The organism is Paenibacillus sp. AR247, assembly GCF_002968895.1.
GTDB classification, from domain to species: domain Bacteria; phylum Bacillota; class Bacilli; order Paenibacillales; family Paenibacillaceae; genus Paenibacillus_AQ; species Paenibacillus_AQ favisporus.
The window spans coordinates 29,631-45,810 of the sequence record NZ_PCZT01000017.1 but is presented as its reverse complement, the minus strand read 5'-3'; the positions used below and the strand labels follow the sequence as shown (position 1 = coordinate 45,810).

The 16,180-nt window shown below is 52.7% G+C and carries 17 protein-coding genes, 1 pseudogene and 2 riboswitches; of the genes and pseudogenes, 7 read left to right on the top strand and 11 right to left on the bottom strand.

Annotated elements, in window-relative coordinates:
- Window positions 1–291 (top strand): DUF6612 family protein (locus tag CPT76_RS37800; RefSeq protein WP_374954733.1); only part of this gene is annotated, 291 nt, incomplete at its 5' end.
- A gap of 61 nt (window positions 292–352) precedes the next feature.
- Here the strand turns inward: CPT76_RS37800 and tadA are convergent.
- Window positions 353–859, bottom strand: a complete 507-nt coding sequence (gene tadA, locus CPT76_RS25715; RefSeq protein WP_258168806.1) for a tRNA adenosine(34) deaminase TadA — start codon at window positions 857–859, stop codon at window positions 353–355.
- A 286-nt stretch (window positions 860–1,145) separates the two neighbouring features.
- Here tadA and CPT76_RS25710 point away from each other — a divergent pair, with 286 nt between their 5' ends.
- The 3 genes from CPT76_RS25710 to rluF are packed head-to-tail and all read left to right on the top strand — an operon-like array spanning window position 1,146 to window position 4,198.
- Window positions 1,146–2,924, top strand: a complete 1,779-nt coding sequence (locus tag CPT76_RS25710) for a sensor histidine kinase (RefSeq protein ID WP_308737666.1) — start codon at window positions 1,146–1,148, stop codon at window positions 2,922–2,924.
- 2 nt (window positions 2,925–2,926) lie between these two features.
- Window positions 2,927–3,445, top strand: coding sequence for an ATP-binding protein (locus tag CPT76_RS41645; protein ID WP_308737665.1), 519 nt, complete (start codon window positions 2,927–2,929; stop codon window positions 3,443–3,445).
- 48 nt (window positions 3,446–3,493) lie between these two features.
- Window positions 3,494–4,198 carry a 23S rRNA pseudouridine(2604) synthase RluF gene (rluF, locus tag CPT76_RS25705; RefSeq protein WP_105444928.1) on the top strand — a complete coding sequence of 235 codons (705 nt, stop codon included), beginning with the start codon at window positions 3,494–3,496 and terminating at the stop codon, window positions 4,196–4,198.
- Window positions 4,199–4,329: 131 nt separating this feature from the next.
- Here rluF and motB read toward each other — a convergent pair whose 3' ends face one another.
- Window positions 4,330–5,145: a flagellar motor protein MotB gene (gene motB / locus CPT76_RS25700; protein WP_076176934.1), complete on the bottom strand. Its 816-nt coding sequence runs from the start codon at window positions 5,143–5,145 to the stop codon at window positions 4,330–4,332.
- Window positions 5,129–5,929: a flagellar motor stator protein MotA gene (motA, locus tag CPT76_RS25695; RefSeq protein WP_105444927.1), complete on the bottom strand. Its 801-nt coding sequence runs from the start codon at window positions 5,927–5,929 to the stop codon at window positions 5,129–5,131. Before motA ends, motB begins: the two co-directional genes overlap by 17 nt.
- Before the next feature lie 345 nt (window positions 5,930–6,274).
- Here motA and CPT76_RS25690 point away from each other — a divergent pair, with 345 nt between their 5' ends.
- Window positions 6,275–6,568 (top strand): hypothetical protein, encoded by a 294-nt coding sequence (locus CPT76_RS25690; RefSeq protein WP_105444926.1) that lies wholly within the window; start codon window positions 6,275–6,277, stop codon window positions 6,566–6,568.
- A 186-nt stretch (window positions 6,569–6,754) separates the two neighbouring features.
- A complete protein-coding gene (locus CPT76_RS25685; protein WP_076176937.1) occupies window positions 6,755–7,060 on the top strand; it encodes a 4a-hydroxytetrahydrobiopterin dehydratase in 306 nt (101 codons plus the stop codon).
- Here CPT76_RS25685 and CPT76_RS25680 read toward each other — a convergent pair.
- The 6 genes and pseudogenes from CPT76_RS25680 to CPT76_RS25655 form a co-directional block, all read right to left on the bottom strand.
- Complete coding sequence (locus CPT76_RS25680; RefSeq protein ID WP_105444925.1) at window positions 7,017–7,415, bottom strand: c-type cytochrome; 399 nt, start codon at window positions 7,413–7,415, stop codon at window positions 7,017–7,019. The two genes, CPT76_RS25685 and CPT76_RS25680, sit on opposite strands and share 44 nt — an antisense overlap.
- A gap of 165 nt (window positions 7,416–7,580) precedes the next feature.
- Window positions 7,581–8,069, bottom strand: a complete 489-nt coding sequence (locus CPT76_RS25675) for a GNAT family N-acetyltransferase (RefSeq protein ID WP_105444924.1) — start codon at window positions 8,067–8,069, stop codon at window positions 7,581–7,583.
- 221 nt (window positions 8,070–8,290) lie between these two features.
- Entirely contained in the window at window positions 8,291–8,782 is a 492-nt protein-coding gene (locus CPT76_RS25670; protein WP_258168805.1) for a C40 family peptidase, read from the bottom strand.
- 3 nt (window positions 8,783–8,785) lie between these two features.
- Window positions 8,786–8,925, bottom strand: a riboswitch (cyclic di-AMP (ydaO/yuaA leader).
- Between the two features lie 377 nt (window positions 8,926–9,302).
- On the bottom strand, window positions 9,303–9,770 hold the full coding sequence (locus tag CPT76_RS25665; protein WP_105444923.1) for a C40 family peptidase: 468 nt from the start codon (window positions 9,768–9,770) through the stop codon (window positions 9,303–9,305).
- 4 nt (window positions 9,771–9,774) lie between these two features.
- A riboswitch (cyclic di-AMP (ydaO/yuaA leader) is annotated at window positions 9,775–9,912 on the bottom strand.
- A 322-nt stretch (window positions 9,913–10,234) separates the two neighbouring features.
- Window positions 10,235–10,873, bottom strand: coding sequence for a hypothetical protein (locus tag CPT76_RS25660; RefSeq protein ID WP_105444922.1), 639 nt, complete (start codon window positions 10,871–10,873; stop codon window positions 10,235–10,237).
- 10 nt (window positions 10,874–10,883) lie between these two features.
- A pseudogene (locus CPT76_RS25655) lies at window positions 10,884–12,872 on the bottom strand (M1 family metallopeptidase).
- A gap of 152 nt (window positions 12,873–13,024) precedes the next feature.
- On the opposite strand from CPT76_RS25655, the gene CPT76_RS25650 reads away from it, so the two are divergent.
- Entirely contained in the window at window positions 13,025–13,534 is a 510-nt protein-coding gene (locus tag CPT76_RS25650) for a YwhD family protein (protein ID WP_089549436.1), read from the top strand.
- A 130-nt stretch (window positions 13,535–13,664) separates the two neighbouring features.
- Here CPT76_RS25650 and CPT76_RS25645 read toward each other — a convergent pair whose 3' ends face one another.
- Together CPT76_RS25645 and CPT76_RS25640 are read right to left on the bottom strand one after the other, a co-directional pair.
- Window positions 13,665–14,330, bottom strand: a complete 666-nt coding sequence (locus CPT76_RS25645) for a DNA-3-methyladenine glycosylase (RefSeq protein ID WP_105444921.1) — start codon at window positions 14,328–14,330, stop codon at window positions 13,665–13,667.
- 257 nt (window positions 14,331–14,587) lie between these two features.
- Window positions 14,588–16,180 (bottom strand): transglycosylase domain-containing protein (locus tag CPT76_RS25640; RefSeq protein ID WP_105444920.1); only part of this gene is annotated, 1,593 nt, incomplete at its 5' end.

Here is a 16,180-nt window from a genome sequence, read left to right as displayed (position 1 = left end):
AAGGATGAAATCAGCAAAGGCCTGAACGATCTGAAGAACTACCTGAAAGTTAACCAGTTCGAAGTCAACACGGCCATCAATAAAGATAACTTCCCTGCTTATCAGGGTGCTGTGATGAACGTGGAAATGAACGATCCGGAAACAAAGGACAACATGAAGCTGTCGCTAGAGGCGACGAGCCAATACAGCAAGATCAACGAGAAGCAAACCTTCAGCGTCGGGATTCCAAAAGAAGCGGATGTTATTACGATGGAGCAGCTTCAGGAGAAAATGGGAGCTACGGCTTACTAAGCAAGCCCCGTACGAATCACAACAGCCCGGCCAGGGTTACTGGCCGGGCTGTTTGTTTTTGTCAGGCTTTGCCCCGCAGCTTGCGGAAAAACTGGGTCAGCAGCCCAGCGCATTCCTCCTGCAGCACATCGGCAATGACCTCGGTTCGGTGGTTGAAGCGTGGCTCCTGCAGCAGGTTCATCAGCGTTCCGGCGCATCCCGCCTTGGGGTCGTAGGTGCCGTAGACGACCCGCGGGATGCGGGACTGGACGATCGCGCCGGAGCACATCGGACACGGTTCCAGCGTGACGTATAGCGTGCAGTCCAGCAGGCGCCACGATTGTACGGCTATACTGGCTTCCCGGATGGCGACAATCTCGGCGTGGGCGGTCGCGTCCTGGGACGTTTCCCTTAAGTTATAGCCCCGCCCGATGATCTCCCCGCTGCGGACGATGACCGCTCCGATCGGCACCTCCCCCAACTCCTCCGCCAATTTGGCTTGGTGGATCGCCTCGCGCATCCAGTGTTCATGACGATCATTATCCACAGACTCATCCACATGGAGCGGATGTTTTGTTTGATTTTCCAACGTAAAAGTGCCTCCCTGTACCGAATTTCGGCTTATTCAGCGAACAAGCATTCTGTTGTTAACATGCTGTGCATAAATTTGTGGATAACTATTTGATTACGCACAGAATTATCCCCAATTTATTAAATAGTGCTGTGAATATGTTGATAAGTTGTGGACATGCTGCGTTATTTCGAGTTAAGCCGATCATTTTCGACAAGCTTTTCAAATATCGGCCTACAGAGTATGATGGAATAGATTATTCCAATTATCGCCAAGGCAAGATTAGAGGTGACCCGATGTGTCAATGAAGAAGAAACTGTCCCTCACCATGGCCGGTTCACTCTGTCTGATTTTACTTTTAAATATTATTCTTAGTTTGTACACAACGCAAGCCAGTTTACGCCGGGAAAGCGAACGCAAAATGCTGCTGGCCGCCAGGCAGGTGGCCGCATCCATTGAGCAGAGCCAGGAGAGCGCTGGCATGGTCGAACGCCAGATCGGGGAGCTTCTGCATGTGGCTGCCAAATTGGCTGCCAAAGAGCTGGACCCGGATATCCAGAACATTACGAACGAGCAGCTGGCCAAGCTGAGCAAGCAGGTGGGAGTCACCCATATCGCCCTGCTAGTCCGAACCGGTGATGATATTATCATTGCCAAGTCCTCGGAACCTGCTGAGCTCGGTCTCTCCACCAAAGACTGGGGATACTGGTATAGGGCGTTTAAGCAGCTCTTCGAGGAAGAGCGCGTAACGATTCCGTACGGAGCGGCTGCCGACCATTTTTGGACCGGACCGTTTGAATATTCGAACTCCAAGCCGAACGTGATCGACAAATGGGGTTATTATTATGACGCCAAACGAAACTATATCATTGATCCGTATATTCGCACCGATTCCCTCCATCAGATCGGCACCCATATCCCAAGTCCGGAGGAGGTGCTCGACAAAACGAAGAAAATCAACGGGGAGATTCTTGAAATCAGCTGCATCAATCCGCAGACCTTTGCGGGCGTCCGAATGTCCGGACAAGGATATGTCCATGATAAGACTAAGCTGCATAATCGGCCGATACGCTACGGTACCTATACATATATCGACCTCGAAAACGACAAACAGGCTGTGGAGAAGGCGGCACAGACAGGAGCGAATGTCGTTTATGAAACGCGCATCGATGGTAAAAAGCTGTTAAAGAGCTTTATCCCTGTGAACAGTGCGTCTCAGGCATCCTACATCATCAGCATCGTCATGGATTATGCGCAAATATCCAAGGTATTGCAGAAGCAGCTTGTCTCTTATATATCGATTTCGGCCTTTCTGTTGATTTTGTTCGTCATTGTAAGCTATAAACAAGCCGGATACTTCATTCGGCCGATCGATGCGATTCTGGGTAAAGTGAAAAACGTCGCCCAGGGGCGCTTTGATACGCCGCTCGTCATCAACAGCAAGGATGAGCTCGGATTGCTTGCCGCCAAAATCAACACGATGACCGACAACCTGAGCAGCTATACCGACCAGCTCAAGCAGGCCGTGGAAGAGAACCGCTCGGTGAAAGAGCATCTGGAGTCTGTCATCCAGCAGACGGCGGATGCGATTCATACGACGGACCTTGAGGGGAATATCATTCAGGTCAATCAAGCTTTTGAAAAGCTGTACGGCTGGGCAAGCCATGAAGTGATCGGTAAGCGGATCAACCTGATTCCCGGCCATTTGGAGGGGGAAGTGCAGGCAAGGCTCGACGCTTTAATGCAGGGCGAACAGCTGCCGGCAGTAGAAACGGTCCGAATCAAGAAGGACGGGACCCCTGTGGAGGTCAGCATCAGCACGTCCGCGGTCAGGGATCCGGAAGGAAAGGTAGTATCGTTCATCAGCATCTCGAGAGACATGACGGAACGCAACCGGATGGACGAGCTGCTCCGCCGGTCCGAGAAGCTGACCACGGTCGGGCAGTTGGCGGCCGGGGTGGCGCATGAGATCCGCAACCCGCTCACGACGCTCGGGGATTCCTGCAGCTGCAGGAGTATAACAACCGCGTCGATCCGAAGCACAACCAGATCATGCTGTCTGAGCTGGAGAGAATCAATCTGATCGTGAGCGAATTTTTAATTTTGGCCAAGCCCCAAGCTGTGCACTTCCGAAATAAAAATGTTCGTGATATTTTAGAGGATGTGCTGTCGCTGCTGAGCAGTCAGGCCAATCTGCACGGCATTGAGTTCGTCATGTCCTCCCAGACGGCCGAGACGGACGTTCACTGCGAGGAGAACCAGCTGAAGCAGGTCTTTATCAATCTGCTGAAAAACGCCATGGAGGCGATGCCTGAAGGCGGCGTCATTCGTATCGATCTGTTCCGGCCGGACCCGGACCACCTGGGGATTACGATTACGGATGAAGGTGTAGGGATTCCTGAGCACCAGATGGAGAAGGTAGGAGAACCGTTTTTTACCAACAAGGAAAACGGGACAGGCCTTGGCCTGATGGTCAGCCAGCGAATTGTGGAGGGCCATAAAGGATCACTTCAAATCAAGAGCGCCGTTAACAAGGGCACTCAGGTTACGTTAACGCTGCCGGCGGCACGGCCGGAGCATGGGGAAGGACCAGAACGGGAATGATCCGCACTCTTGTCCGGGGTAAACCATAATGAGATGGGGTTATAAGCTTTGAGAATTAACAAATATATCAGTGAGACCGGGTATTGTTCCCGGCGTGAAGCGGATAAGCTGGTAGAGAGCGGGAAGGTGACGATCAACGGCGTTCAGGCGGTGCTGGGCAGCCAGGCGGAGGAAGGGGACGACGTCCGCATCAACGGCCGGCCCCTGCAAGAGAAGAAAGTGACGCATGTCTATATTGCGCTGAATAAACCGGTTGGGATCACCAGTACGACGGAGCAGCATATCAAGGGCAACATTGTGGACTTCGTGGGCCACTCGGAGCGGATTTTTCCGATCGGCCGGCTGGACAAAGATTCCGAGGGGCTCATCCTTCTGACGAGTGACGGCGACATCGTCAATAAAATACTGCGGGCCGAAGGCAAGCATGAGAAGGAGTACATCGTCACGGTGGACAAGCCGGTTACGCCGTCCTTTTTAACAGGCATGGCCAGCGGGGTGAAGATTTTGGGTGAAATGACCCTTCCCTGCAAGGTGACGCGGATCTCGGAGCGGGTGTTCAAGATTATTCTGACCGAGGGAAAAAACCGGCAGATCCGCCGGATGTGCAGCGCCTTCGGCTATGAAGTGCGCCGACTGCAGCGGATTCGGATTATGAATATCCACCTGGGATCCCTGGGCAAAGGGAAATGGCGCGATTTAACGCCGCAGGAAAAGGAAGAGCTTGGACAGCTGCTGAATTACCGCCTAGGGTAGAGAGGGGCCAGGCCTGATACAGGGTGAGGGCTTCAACCTATTAGCCCATTCCCTGAGACATGTGCCGTCTACTATCAAAAAGGCTGCTCCCTTTATCCAAAGGGAACAGCCTGTCCATTAGTTACGCTATGCTATTTTTTATTCGTGGTTACTGGGATTTGCTCGCTGATATTCTGGTACTTCCGGATGATGGATACCTCGACGCGGCGGTTTTTAGCGCGGCCGGCTGCGGTATCGTTGGAAGCCACGGGCCGGAACTCGCCGAAGGCGGTGGAGGTGAACTTGGCCGGGTCGAGCTGCTTGTTGGTGAGCAGAATCTTCAGGAAGTTCAGCGCCCGGTTGGAGCTCAGGTCCCAATTGGACGCGTACTCGCTGTTCGAGATCGGCATATTGTCCGTATGGCCGGACACGACGACGTCATACGTCGGGAACTGCTGCAGCATACTGCTGATGGCGAGCGCCAGCTGGCGTGACTCAGGCTTCACCTGAGCGCTGCCTGAAGCAAACAGGGCGTTGTCGCTGATCGTGATCGTAAGCTGCGATTGGTTCAGTTTGGTATCCAGCTGGTTCGTCAGGCCGTTCGTTTTGATATATTGATCCAACTGCTGCTTCAGCTTCTCCAGGTCTTCCTGTTCCTGCTTGGCCAGCTGGGCTTTCTGTTTCTTGTCATTGTTATTCGTGACGATGCTCTCTTGGGAGTCTTTTTTGCCTTGGTCCATATTTTTATCCATCGGCAAATTCGACCTGAAGTTGAGCACGCCGTTTCCGGTGCTGAGGGCATTGTTGAAGGCCTGGCTCATTTCCTCGAATTTCTTGGCGTCCGTGGCGCTCATGGAATAGAGCACGATAAACAGGGCCAGCAGCAGTGTCAGCAGGTCGGCATAGGGAAGAAGCCAGGATTCGTCGGCATGCTCCTCATGCGGTTCATGTCTAGTCTTCTTGGCCACCTGAACCATCCTCCTTCTCATTCATTTGAGCGCGCTCGGAAGGGGTTAAGAAGACGGAGAGCTTCTGGCTGATCGCAATGGTGGATACGCCGGATTGAATCGACAGCAGTCCTTCCACCATCATGAGCTTGAGCTCCACTTCTTTTTTGGACAGGCGTTTCAGCTTATTGGCGATCGGGTGCCACAGGACATAACCGGTAAAAATACCGAGCAGCGTCGCAATAAAGGCCGCGCCAATCGCGTGGGCCAGCTCGGCCATATTCTCCATCTTGGTCAGGGCGGCGATCAGGCCGACGACGGCACCAAGCACCCCGAGGGAAGGAGCATACATACCGGCCTGGGAGAAGAGCAGGGCACCTGCACGGTGACGCTCTTCCGTCGCCGCAATATCTTCCATCAAGACGTCGCGGACGAACTCCTGGTCGTTACCGTCGATAATCATGCGCATACCGTTGCGCAGGAAGGCGTCGTCGATTTCTTCGACCTTGGTCTCCAGAGCGAGGAGGCCTTCCCGGCGGGTGATGGAGGCCCACTCCATGAACAGGGTGATGAGCTCTTGACGCTGCATGAGTTTTTGTTTGACGAAGGTCATTTTTAACAGCTTTGGGAACTTTTTGACCTCAGACATCGGAAAGCCGATAAACAGCGTAGCGGCGGTTCCGGCGAGAATAATGACATAAGCGGCGGGCGTCAGCAGGCTGACGATCGGGGCGCCCTTCAGCACCATGCCGACTAGGACTGCAACCACACCGAGTATCAGGCCAACAATCGTTGAAATTTCCATTGCACACCTCATCCATGAGAAATAGAATTGAATCCTTTCGGAATCGACCGCGTTTACATCCTTGCAACATGGTCGCTTTCACAAAAAACGGTTTATATTATTTATCGACACCATTCTCTTTTTTTTTAAGGGATATTTTCCGGTATAATGAAATGACAAGGTTCATCTGTCCTACAAAATCAAGTCCGAGCAGCATACCGTGAAGGGAATAATCACAGCACAAACGGGTGACGAATGGCCCACTTGAGACCCTGACACAGGGGCGCATGGAGCAGGGCATTCACCATTCACAATAATCGCTTATAGATCGTATGAGTAACTAAACTTCGATATGGAGGGAATGGCATGGGTGTTAAGCATGGTCGTGACTATGACGGCATATTGACCGATTTGACGGCAGCTGTCGGGGAAATTCCGGACAGTTATTTATTTTTTGAAATGGCGGAGCAGGATTGGATGCAGCTGGGCATCGAAGAGAAGCGTGAGGTGCATGAGGCGCTGGCGGAGGATTTGTTCTATGCGCTGGGAGCCGAACCTGTCATCACCGTTGGAAGCGGTATCGTGATGTATGACAAGGACCATCACCGGATCAACCTCTTGATCGGCGACGAGGAGCTGACCGTAGTCTCACTGATATAGTCCCTGGGGCCGGATGGATTTTTTAAACCCGTCCATGGTAAGATATTATTCGTATGTACTCTCCTTGGAGAAGCATGATTACATTCAGGGATGAATACAATGGGTAAAGGTTTTTCGCCCGAGCATACATTAATGACACATCCTGGTGAACCTCGGGGATGTTAGGTTTCAGGGAGGAACGGAAGAATGGTATATACGCAAGAAGAAGTAGAAACGCATTTGTCTAAGCTGGAAGGCTGGGAGCTTGAAGAGGGCCGCTGGATCGTGCGCAAATACGTTTTCTCCAATTTCATGAAGGGCATTTCCTTTGTGGATGAGGTTGCGGCCATTTCAGAGGCTTTTGGCCACCACCCCTTTATTACGATTGATTATAAAAATGTGACGCTGCGTTTGACTTCATGGGATGAAGGCGGGATTACGTCCCTGGATGTCAAGGAGGCTCACCAATTTAACGAACTGTTTGAAAAAATGCGTTCCGGCGAAAAAAGGTAACGAGAATAATGCAGCAAATAAAAACACGCTCGATCTCTTCAGCTTTCAACTTGTCTTTAAAGGATGGCATGCCGCCTTTACCTTTAGTGATAATGGTGTAAATCTCTTCAGCGGACAGTTGGCTTCCGATCTTTTGAAGGTTCGGGCCTACGGCACCCTGAAGCTGATCCCCGTGACAGCTAATGCAGCCCTGTGCTTTAATCGTAGATTCGGCCGCTGCGGCGTCCATCGTAACTTCCGGCATGGTCGGCTTCTCTTCTTCCGCCACCTGCTCTTTGCCTGGAAGCGTAAACATGAGCACAATTGCCATAACCACTGCGATCGTTAATACACCGCTCATGATCCATTTTTGCATCCGTTTTCGTCCTTTCTATGTAAACTGTCATTCTTCATTCCTTCATTATAACGGAACAAGCCATCACATCAAATAGTTTGTGTCAAAAAAGCAAACGAATCCAAACTTGGGGCCACCAAAAATACACAAATTTGTACCATTTTTATGATGATGGAATTTTCAAAGTTAGATCCCTTCATAGACCATACAGTGAAACAGCTGTTCACCTTCAGGGGTCAGCTTGGGGTAGGTATCAGCGATAACAAACCCCGACTTCCCGTAAGCCCGGATGGCCCGCTTATTCCATGTGTGCACTTCAAGGTCGATTTCGTCCCCAGGCCGTTTTTCCCGGGCTGCGCCGACCACAGCCTGCATAAAGCTCTTACCCAGCCCCTGGCCGCATAAATCAGGCCGCATGCCAACACCAAGCCGGGTCACGCCTGCCAAGGGAAAGAACTGCGCGAACCCGCACAAGGTATGTTCAGCATCCAGGACGGACACATACTGGCTTTGCCTCACCTCAGGATCACCAAATTCGACGCCAAGCGCCTCCATCTGATCCCACGGCAGCCAGCCGTATAAATCGTATGGAGGTTCGTACGCCCAACCGCAGACGGTCTCAGCATGCTCCCGGGTCATGGGAACGATCATGAAGCTCTCATGTTGGAGGTTCATGTGCAGATCTCCCTTCCAGACCTCCCTGTAGGATTTGAACATTAGAGAAAAAATATTCCGGATTGCCGCAGATATCTGTTTAATTCCGGAATATAGGGGTAAATGAGGAGTAGCGGGCGGGAATGGAAGGGTTACCCATTTCTGTCCGCAAAAAATCCCGCAAAAGGAGATTTCGGCAAAAATCTCATTCTACGGGATCTCGTACCCTTGCTTTACCTGCATTACTGGACGTCATCTACGTCCTCGGAATCGACGGCGGCGGTTTTGTATTTATCCGTACTCATGATTCGTTTGGCGCCAACGTAGCGGTTGACGTAGTAGCTGTCGCTCAGAGAGCTGATGATCACACCGCGAGAAGTGGAGGCATGTGCGAATTTTCCGTCGCCGACGTAAATTCCGACATGGGATACTCCGGCTCCCGATGTATTAAAGAATACCAAGTCGCCTGCTCTCAGATCACTGCGGGATACGGCCGAACCCATGCTGAACTGGGATCCAGACTGATGGGGCAGATCGATGCCCAATTGATCAAATACGTACATTGTAAATCCCGAGCAGTCAAATCCGCTTGTTGTGGTTCCGCCCGTTCTGTACTTGGTTCCGATCGCACTGTCGATCACTTTATCCATCTTGGAATCCGCGAAAGCGCTTCCTGTGCCGACCGTGAGCACGATGGCGAAACTTATGACTGCTGCTGCAAGTTTCTTCTTCAAGTAAAATACCCCTTCCGGCGCCTGCGAGGTTAGCTTAAGGATTCGGTAGAAGGCCCCCTATGATCCCTCTGAAGCAAGATCAATTCACCCATAACTGGTTCCCCCGCTTTCCTTAGTGTGAGGAAATTCGGCATGAACTTTTTACACTATGTATAATTCCCTGTTACTTCTTATTCGTTCGCAACTTTGTGTCAGGTAAAGATTACAAAGTTGTTACTATCGCTGGGACTATTGTAACAAAGGAATCGGACTTTGGCAATTGTTTCTAACAGAAAAAGAAGATTTGTAGGAAAAATTATAGGAAATGATGTTTATTTGTTGGACGAGTGGGTAAAAGAAATGACAAGGGTGGAAAAAACAGGAGAAAATCGTGGACTTACTCGTTTAAAAAATTTTTTTGAAATGCTGTTACCTTTTCGGTGGTTCGTACGTCTAATAAGTAACAACAAACCCGCGGGGCGATTTCGGCAAAAATCAGCGGCGCGGGTTGTTCTGGATATGCATTGTTTTCGAGAGATAATCAATTGTAAACCGCAGCTTGGTATTTGGCCGTACTCATGACCCGTTTGGCGCCAACGTAGCGGTTGGCGTAGTAGCTTTGGCTCAGTTTGCTAATGGTAACGCCTTTCGAAGAGGACGCGTGCGCGAATTTTCCGTTGCCGATGTAAATGCCGACATGGGAAACGCCTGCGCCTAGGGTGTTAAAGAAAACAAGGTCTCCTGCTCTCAGCTGGCTTTTGGAAACAGCGGTACCTGTTTTATATTGCGCAGCCGATACACGCGGGAGGGTTAACCCCAGCTTTTGGTACACGTAACGGGTAAAACCGGAGCAATCGAAGCCGTTCGTAGTTGTTCCGCCGGTTTTGTAAGAAACGCCGATCGTGTTGTTAACGATGTGATTCAGAGATGAATCCGCAAATACGCTGCCGGTGCCCATGGAGAACGCAAGTGTAAGGCCCAGCGCTGCGGCTGCCAACTTCTTCTTCAAAAAAATAAACCCCTTCCAATGCCTGCGAGGTTAGCTTAAGGATTCGGTAGAAGGTCCCCTATGATCCCTCTGTAGCGAGATCAATTCACCCAAAATTGGATCCCCCGCTTCCTGGTGCCCGGGAATTCGGCTCGTGATGATTGCACCGGAAATGGACATGCTGACAAGTTACCTATAATCGTACATACCAATCAAATGAACGGACAAATGATGAAATCAGTTACAGCAAAGTCAAAATCGTTACAGCAAAGATTACAAAGTTGTTACTAAGTTCGTACTCGGATTATTTTAACAGAGGATTTATACTTTGGCAAATGGTTAACAATCATTTTACAACAAAAACCCCGCCTCTTTTCAACAGAAAGAGACGGGGTTCTTCTTTTATCAGCGGATTAAAGTGATGACAAAATTTTAACTATTCCGAAATATTTTTTTTCGTACGGTTCATTTGCTGATGCCACAAATCATATTGGGAGGAGCGCGCTTCGCAGGCAGATCCAGAGCGAGGAGAACATGCTGGTTCCACCGGTTTTGCCAAACTGCATGAACAGAATCATCTGATGGACGATGTAGCAGTACAGAAGCCAGACTGCAATGTACGGGATGCAGTGAAGCAGCTGGGCATGGTTTTGGATCGCGCTGAGCAGGATTGGATACATCTTCGGGATCATCCAGTATAACGGAGCGGCGATAAGCACCCATTCGATCAGGTGAAAAAGAAACACCGTTTTGCCGTGCAGCTTCATGCCCTGGAAGAAAAACAGTCCGCGTTCCCCCTGATGCTCCCGGTGCAGGCCATAGAAGATGCCCGCGTGGATAAAAGGGGTCAGCAGCATGCGGAGGGCGACCATCCCCAACAGAACCCACAGGTAGGTATGCACGGTGCTGCTTTGGGTTAAGCTCATTTGTCCCTCCACATAATAGAGGACTTGGCTGAGTTCGGTCGGCGGGGGATCGGGATACCGCATCAGCAGCGGCACGACCGCCGAATCGATCAGACGGTACAGGAAGTAGCCCCAGAGCAGCTGGTACAGGAACATGATGATCATGACATAAAATTGGTCTTTGACGCTTTTCCAACCGTTAACAATATAGGATTTCACTGCTCTCACCTCACCAGGACAGACTTCCAAGCAGGGTTTCAATCAGCTTGGTAATGCTTACGTTCCAGCGGAGGAGCACTTTATGATCCATGTCCGCCTTCAGGTAGTTGTTCACATGTTTGTTTTCCAGCACGATCGTATAGCCGGGATCGATCATGGCCCAGGCCAGCGGGGAGCTGTATGTCAGCTTGAACTGGGTGCTGGCGTTCTTTACGTCCCAAACCTTTTTGATCTGATGCCCGTCCGTAAACGTGAACAGAATCGGCACCTGCGGCAGATCGCCGCCCTTTTTGCTGACCTTCACCATAGAATCATACCGGGGCTGCGCCGAATCTTTATCCTTGCGCACCGTAATTTCGTCGACCGAAAAATCCGCCATCTGGCTGCCGTATACATATTGATCGAAGAAGGTTTGCCACGACTTGCTGGTTACCTGCTCGACCACCTTTTGAAAATCAGCCGTGGCAGGATGTTCGAAACGGTATTTCTTCGCATAGGTGGACATGATTTTCTTCATGGTCTGGGCGCCGGTCAGCGTCTCCATTTCTTTCAGGACCATCTTGCCGCGGTAATACACGTTCAGTGCATATTGATTCTGCGACGTATATTTCCAGGCGTCCTGGGTCAGCGGCGCAGGTGAAGCGATGAGCGAGGACTGAATCGGCAGATTGGGGATGACGCCGTATTCCTGCTCCATCAGCTTATCCTCAGCATAGGAGGTGAAGCCTTCGTCCAGCCAGGCCTCCTCGAACTCGTTGCTGGCGATCATGCCGTAGAAGTACTGATGGCCGATTTCATGGATGACGGTCCGCTCGAGGTCGTAACCCGGGGAGTCGTCCTTGGCCCCGAAGGCCGTAAATCAGCGTTGGATACTCCATGCCGCCTGCCCCGTTGCCTGCTTCGGGCGGAACGACGATAGATAGAGTGGAATACGGATACTTCCCGTACCATTTGCTGAAATATTTAAGCGCGGCCTTGGCGGCGTAGAAGTAGCGCTCTTTCAAATCCTTGTGGGCGGGATCGAGATACAGCTTGATCCGGACCCCGGGCACCTCCGCTGAAGAGAACGGCTCCTCGGCGACGATAAAGTCGGGGGATGCGGCCCAGGCAAAATCATGTACGTCGTCGGCGTAGAACTGATAGATCTTCTCGCCGTTCTTGATCTGTGAGTTCTGTACCGGGAAACCGGTTGCGGCCACCGTGTAGTTCTTCGGTACGTGAATGCGGACGCTGTAAATGCCGAAATCGGAGTAGAATTCCGAATTTCCGTGGTACTGGTGCAGGTCCCAGCCCTCGCTCGTCCGGCCTCGCGTTCCCACGGGCTCGTAGACGGCGATTTTGGGGAACCACTGCCCGGCCATGACAAAGTTACCGGCGGTCCCCATTCGGGCGAAGATTTTGGGCAGTTGGACTTCGAATTGCATGGACAGCGTGATGCTTTCACCTGGTTTCACCGGCCGCGGAAGACGCACCTTCATCAAGGTCTTGTCCTTCGTATTGCCGTCATCCGGCTGCACGTATTGAATCCGGTGCATCAGCGACAGACCGTCGGCAGTCTTCATCGCAGTCAGTGTCATGGACCCAAAGCCGTCGGCAGGCATCGTGTCATTGCGCAGCTTCCCGCCTGATTCCTTCATAAACGTCGTATCCATGGAAGCGAAGGCGTTCGGATAGAGGTGAAAATACAGCTCGTTTACCGTTTTTTGCCGGGATGAGTCCAGGTCAGGGTCTGGGTTCCTTTAATTACCCGGCTGTCCGGATCAAGGGTCGTATCGATGTGATATTCCACCACCCGCTTGCTGAGCACCTCCGCGGTCGGCTGCTGGACGCTCTCCATCGGTGACGGAGGCTTGTAAGCCGCTGGAGGCTTGGCCTGATCCGGAGCGTAGGAAGGCATGGACTCGGGCGAATCCTTAAAGACGAACCACAGTGTTCCCGTAATCAGGAGTACAAGAACGAGAAAGGATAAAAAGACGAGTTTGGCGCGTGCTGGGGCCATATACGAATACCTCCCGTTGACAAGCATCTACAGCATGTATATGTTGGCTTTCCAGCGATTATTAGTTAAAATAAAATTAAGTTGGACGGGTATCCACAAATCGCGGAGGCGCAGCGCAGCGTTTCTGTTTTCAAATAGGAGGAACATCGGAAATGGACAACAAGGAACAGGTAGGCAAGAAGCCCATCGCACTGAATATCGTCAGCGGCAAGAGCAAGCACAAGATGGGTTTTGGGGCAGGCTCTATCGATCTGAACAACATTTCTCCGGTCATTATCGACCGCGGCGAAGCCGTCATCGATATCGGAGCAATGCACGCCAAGAGCAAGCCGGAGCGCCGCATTCGCTTTACGCCGAACCGGGAGGAAGTCCCGAACGGACGCCAGGTGTGGATCGTATGGGTCGCGGTGGACCGGAACGAGGATGGACAATTCTACGGCGGTGCCACGGCCAGTGAGATGTGGATCGATGAAGAAGAGAGACGGGGCTGGAAAATCCTTGCCGATCACGTGAACCGGATGGATGCCGCGCTGAAGCGGAAATTTATGCTGGACGAATTGGGATCTGAGGAAAAGACGCTGCTGAAGAACCTGCTGGTGTCGCATAATGAGCAGTGGTGGGAAGCTTCGCCGGATGAGCTGAAGAAGGCGCTGGAGGTATAGCGTAAATCGCGGGCTCTTCTCGTTATAAGAACAAAGGACCTGTTCCTGCTGACGGATGTATCGATCCGTGGGCAGGGCAGGTCCTTTTTTGCATGGCATGAAGGGACAGGGTCTCGTGTACAGTACGGAATTAACCCCTTAGCGAAAAAGGCAGCGGCTCAGGGGCTTTGACCGACACGTACGGATGGCCGTCGATATAAAACCGCCACGGCTTGAGGGCGTACTCCTCCGCGTAATCAATATTGATCCGTGGAGACTGGATGATCGGGAGCTCATCAGCCCGGTCGCCGGACTCAAGCCGCAGCGGGCTGTCCGCATGACCGAGCGCGCAGCCGTTCAGGCTGCGGTCGATCCGCAGCGCGCGGCACAGCTTGCCGGGGCCGTTGCACAAGTTGGCGGCTTTGCCGGAGACGCTGCCCCGGTACCGGCGCATCAGCTCGGCGTCATGCCCGCTCAGCGGCTCCACCGCCCGGATGAGCACGGCCTGCGGTTCGTCCGCATCGCCGACGACAACGTTGACGCAGTGGTACATGCCGTAGATCAAATACACGTAGGCCAAGCCCCCGGCGGCAAACATCGTCTCGGTCCGGGCGGTGCGCCGGTTGCCGTAGGCATGGCTCCCTTTGTCTTCGGCGCCGCCGTAGCTCTCGGTCTCCACGATCCGGCAGCGGATTTCTCCGTCTTCGGTCTCCCGGACCAGCGTCTGGCCGAGCAGGCGGGGCGCGGCTTCCAGCGCGGTCATGGCGAGAAGCGAGGGGGAGATCAGCTGGCCGCCCTCGTTACCCCGGTTCATCATCAGGATCACCTCTTCGGGTTAGTTCATTCTATATATATAACCGGAATTCAGCGCGAAAGGCAAAAGGTAACCCTGCAAAGCATGGCTTGAATCCTTGGTCCGGTGTATCGGGCTCCCTGGGAGAGGGGGCCGCCAAACCGATGCACTTCAATAGAAGGAAAAAAAAGGGAGCGGCTTTACCGGCTCCCTTTTTCAAATATGGTTTTCGGGCAGTACTCAGCCTAGTCTAGCCCCCGTACCTTTATAACGCGCTGCGTTTAGTCAGTCAGCCACCGCTTAAAGTCGGACCACCAGGAGTGTTCTTCGGCCTTGTTCTTCACGTCCGGTTGTTCCTTCTCCCCGCCGTGAAGCGAGCAGTATTCGGTCGGTTCCGTACCTGCGATGAATACTTCAAGCTTCTTGTTAGGACAGTCGGCCGTGGCGAGCTTGCCGGATTCTTCATCAATGTAGACGCTGACGACGCCGCTCGGAATCGTGAAAATTTTGGGCGGTACGTTCTCCAGCGCCTTCTCGGTGTACTGGGCAAAAATGGGCGCTGCCCGGTGGGCGTCCGTCGTCGTAATCGTTTTGCCCTTGTCAAAACCGACCCATACGGCGGTCGCAAGCTCCGGCGTATACCCGACCAGCCAAGCGTCGGTATCGGTCGTTCCGGTTTTGCCGGCCACGGGACGCTTCATGATGGAGGATACGCGGTTACCGGTCCCGCCGGATTCAAATACGCTCTCCATCAGATGCGTCAGCACGTAAGCCGCCGCCGGATCGACGACCTGCTCGCCGGCGGGTTTGGGAGCCTCGTAGATTACCTCGCCGGCGGCATCGGTAATCTTCAGCACGGCGACCGGCGGGATCCGCTTGCCATTGTTGCTGATCACCGCAAAGGCGGACGCCATTTCGAACGGGCTGATCGGCGAGGTCCCGAGCGCCAAGGAGGGGACGGACTCGAGCGGGCTGACGATGCCGAGCTTGCGCGCCGTGGCGATTACGTTATCCGCCCCGACCTTCAGCATCGTATTGACCGCGTAGATGTTGTCCGAGGCCGCGATGGCCTGCTCCATATTAATCTCGCCCAAATATTTGTCTCCATAATTGCTGGGCTGATACGTTTTCCGGTTGTTGTCGTAGTGAAACAGGGTCGGTTCGCTGTTAAACGTCGTGAGACCCGTCATCGTCTTTGAAGACAATGCTGTTAAATACATAATCGGCTTGAAGGAGGAGCCGGGCTGGCGCGTCTTGGCCAGCGCGTGGTTGTACTGGCTCTCCTTGTAGTTCTTGCCGCCGACCATCGCTTTGACATAGCCGCTCCGCGGGTCGATCGACACGAGCGCGGTCTCCAAATCGCTGGCTGAATCCATGCCTTTGGCCACCGCCTCCTCAGCCGCGGCCTGGGCATGCGGGTCCAGGGTCGTATAAATGTTAAGACCGCCGTGATCGAGCATATCCTCGCTGATGCCGAGCTGGCTGGTCACCAAATTTTTTACATAATCCCGAAAATACGGCGCCGTCAGGTTGGATTTCTGCTGTCCCTGCGGTTTGATCGCCAGCTTCTCGGCTGCAGCCTGGTCCGCCTCCTTCTGAGTAATATCGCCGGTGGTCACCATGGTGCCCAGGACGATCTTCTGCCGTTTCTTGGCGTTATCCAGATGGGTGTAGGGCGAGTAATAGGTCGGCCCCTTGGGAATCCCGGCCAGCATCGCGCTTTCCGCCAGGTCGAGATCCTTGGCCGGCTTGCCGAAATACATCAGGGAGGCTGCTTCGATGCCGTAAGCGCCGTGACCGTAGTAAATTTCGTTCAAATACATTTGAAGGATTTCATCCTTGGTATACTTCATCTCCAGCTGAGCGGTGTACAT

Coding starts and splice junctions, on each gene's coding strand:
- CPT76_RS25710 (WP_308737666.1), top strand. CDS start 1,146: ATGAAGAAGAAACTGTCCCTCACCATGGCCGGTTCACTCTGTCTGATT.
- motA (WP_105444927.1), bottom strand. CDS start 5,929: ATGGAAATTTCAACGATTGTTGGCCTGATACTCGGTGTGGTTGCAGTC.
- CPT76_RS25690 (WP_105444926.1), top strand. CDS start 6,275: ATGGGTGTTAAGCATGGTCGTGACTATGACGGCATATTGACCGATTTG.
- CPT76_RS25685 (WP_076176937.1), top strand. CDS start 6,755: ATGGTATATACGCAAGAAGAAGTAGAAACGCATTTGTCTAAGCTGGAA.
- CPT76_RS25680 (WP_105444925.1), bottom strand. CDS start 7,415: ATGCAAAAATGGATCATGAGCGGTGTATTAACGATCGCAGTGGTTATG.
- CPT76_RS25675 (WP_105444924.1), bottom strand. CDS start 8,069: ATGAACCTCCAACATGAGAGCTTCATGATCGTTCCCATGACCCGGGAG.
- CPT76_RS25650 (WP_089549436.1), top strand. CDS start 13,025: ATGGACAACAAGGAACAGGTAGGCAAGAAGCCCATCGCACTGAATATC.
- CPT76_RS25645 (WP_105444921.1), bottom strand. CDS start 14,330: ATGATGAACCGGGGTAACGAGGGCGGCCAGCTGATCTCCCCCTCGCTT.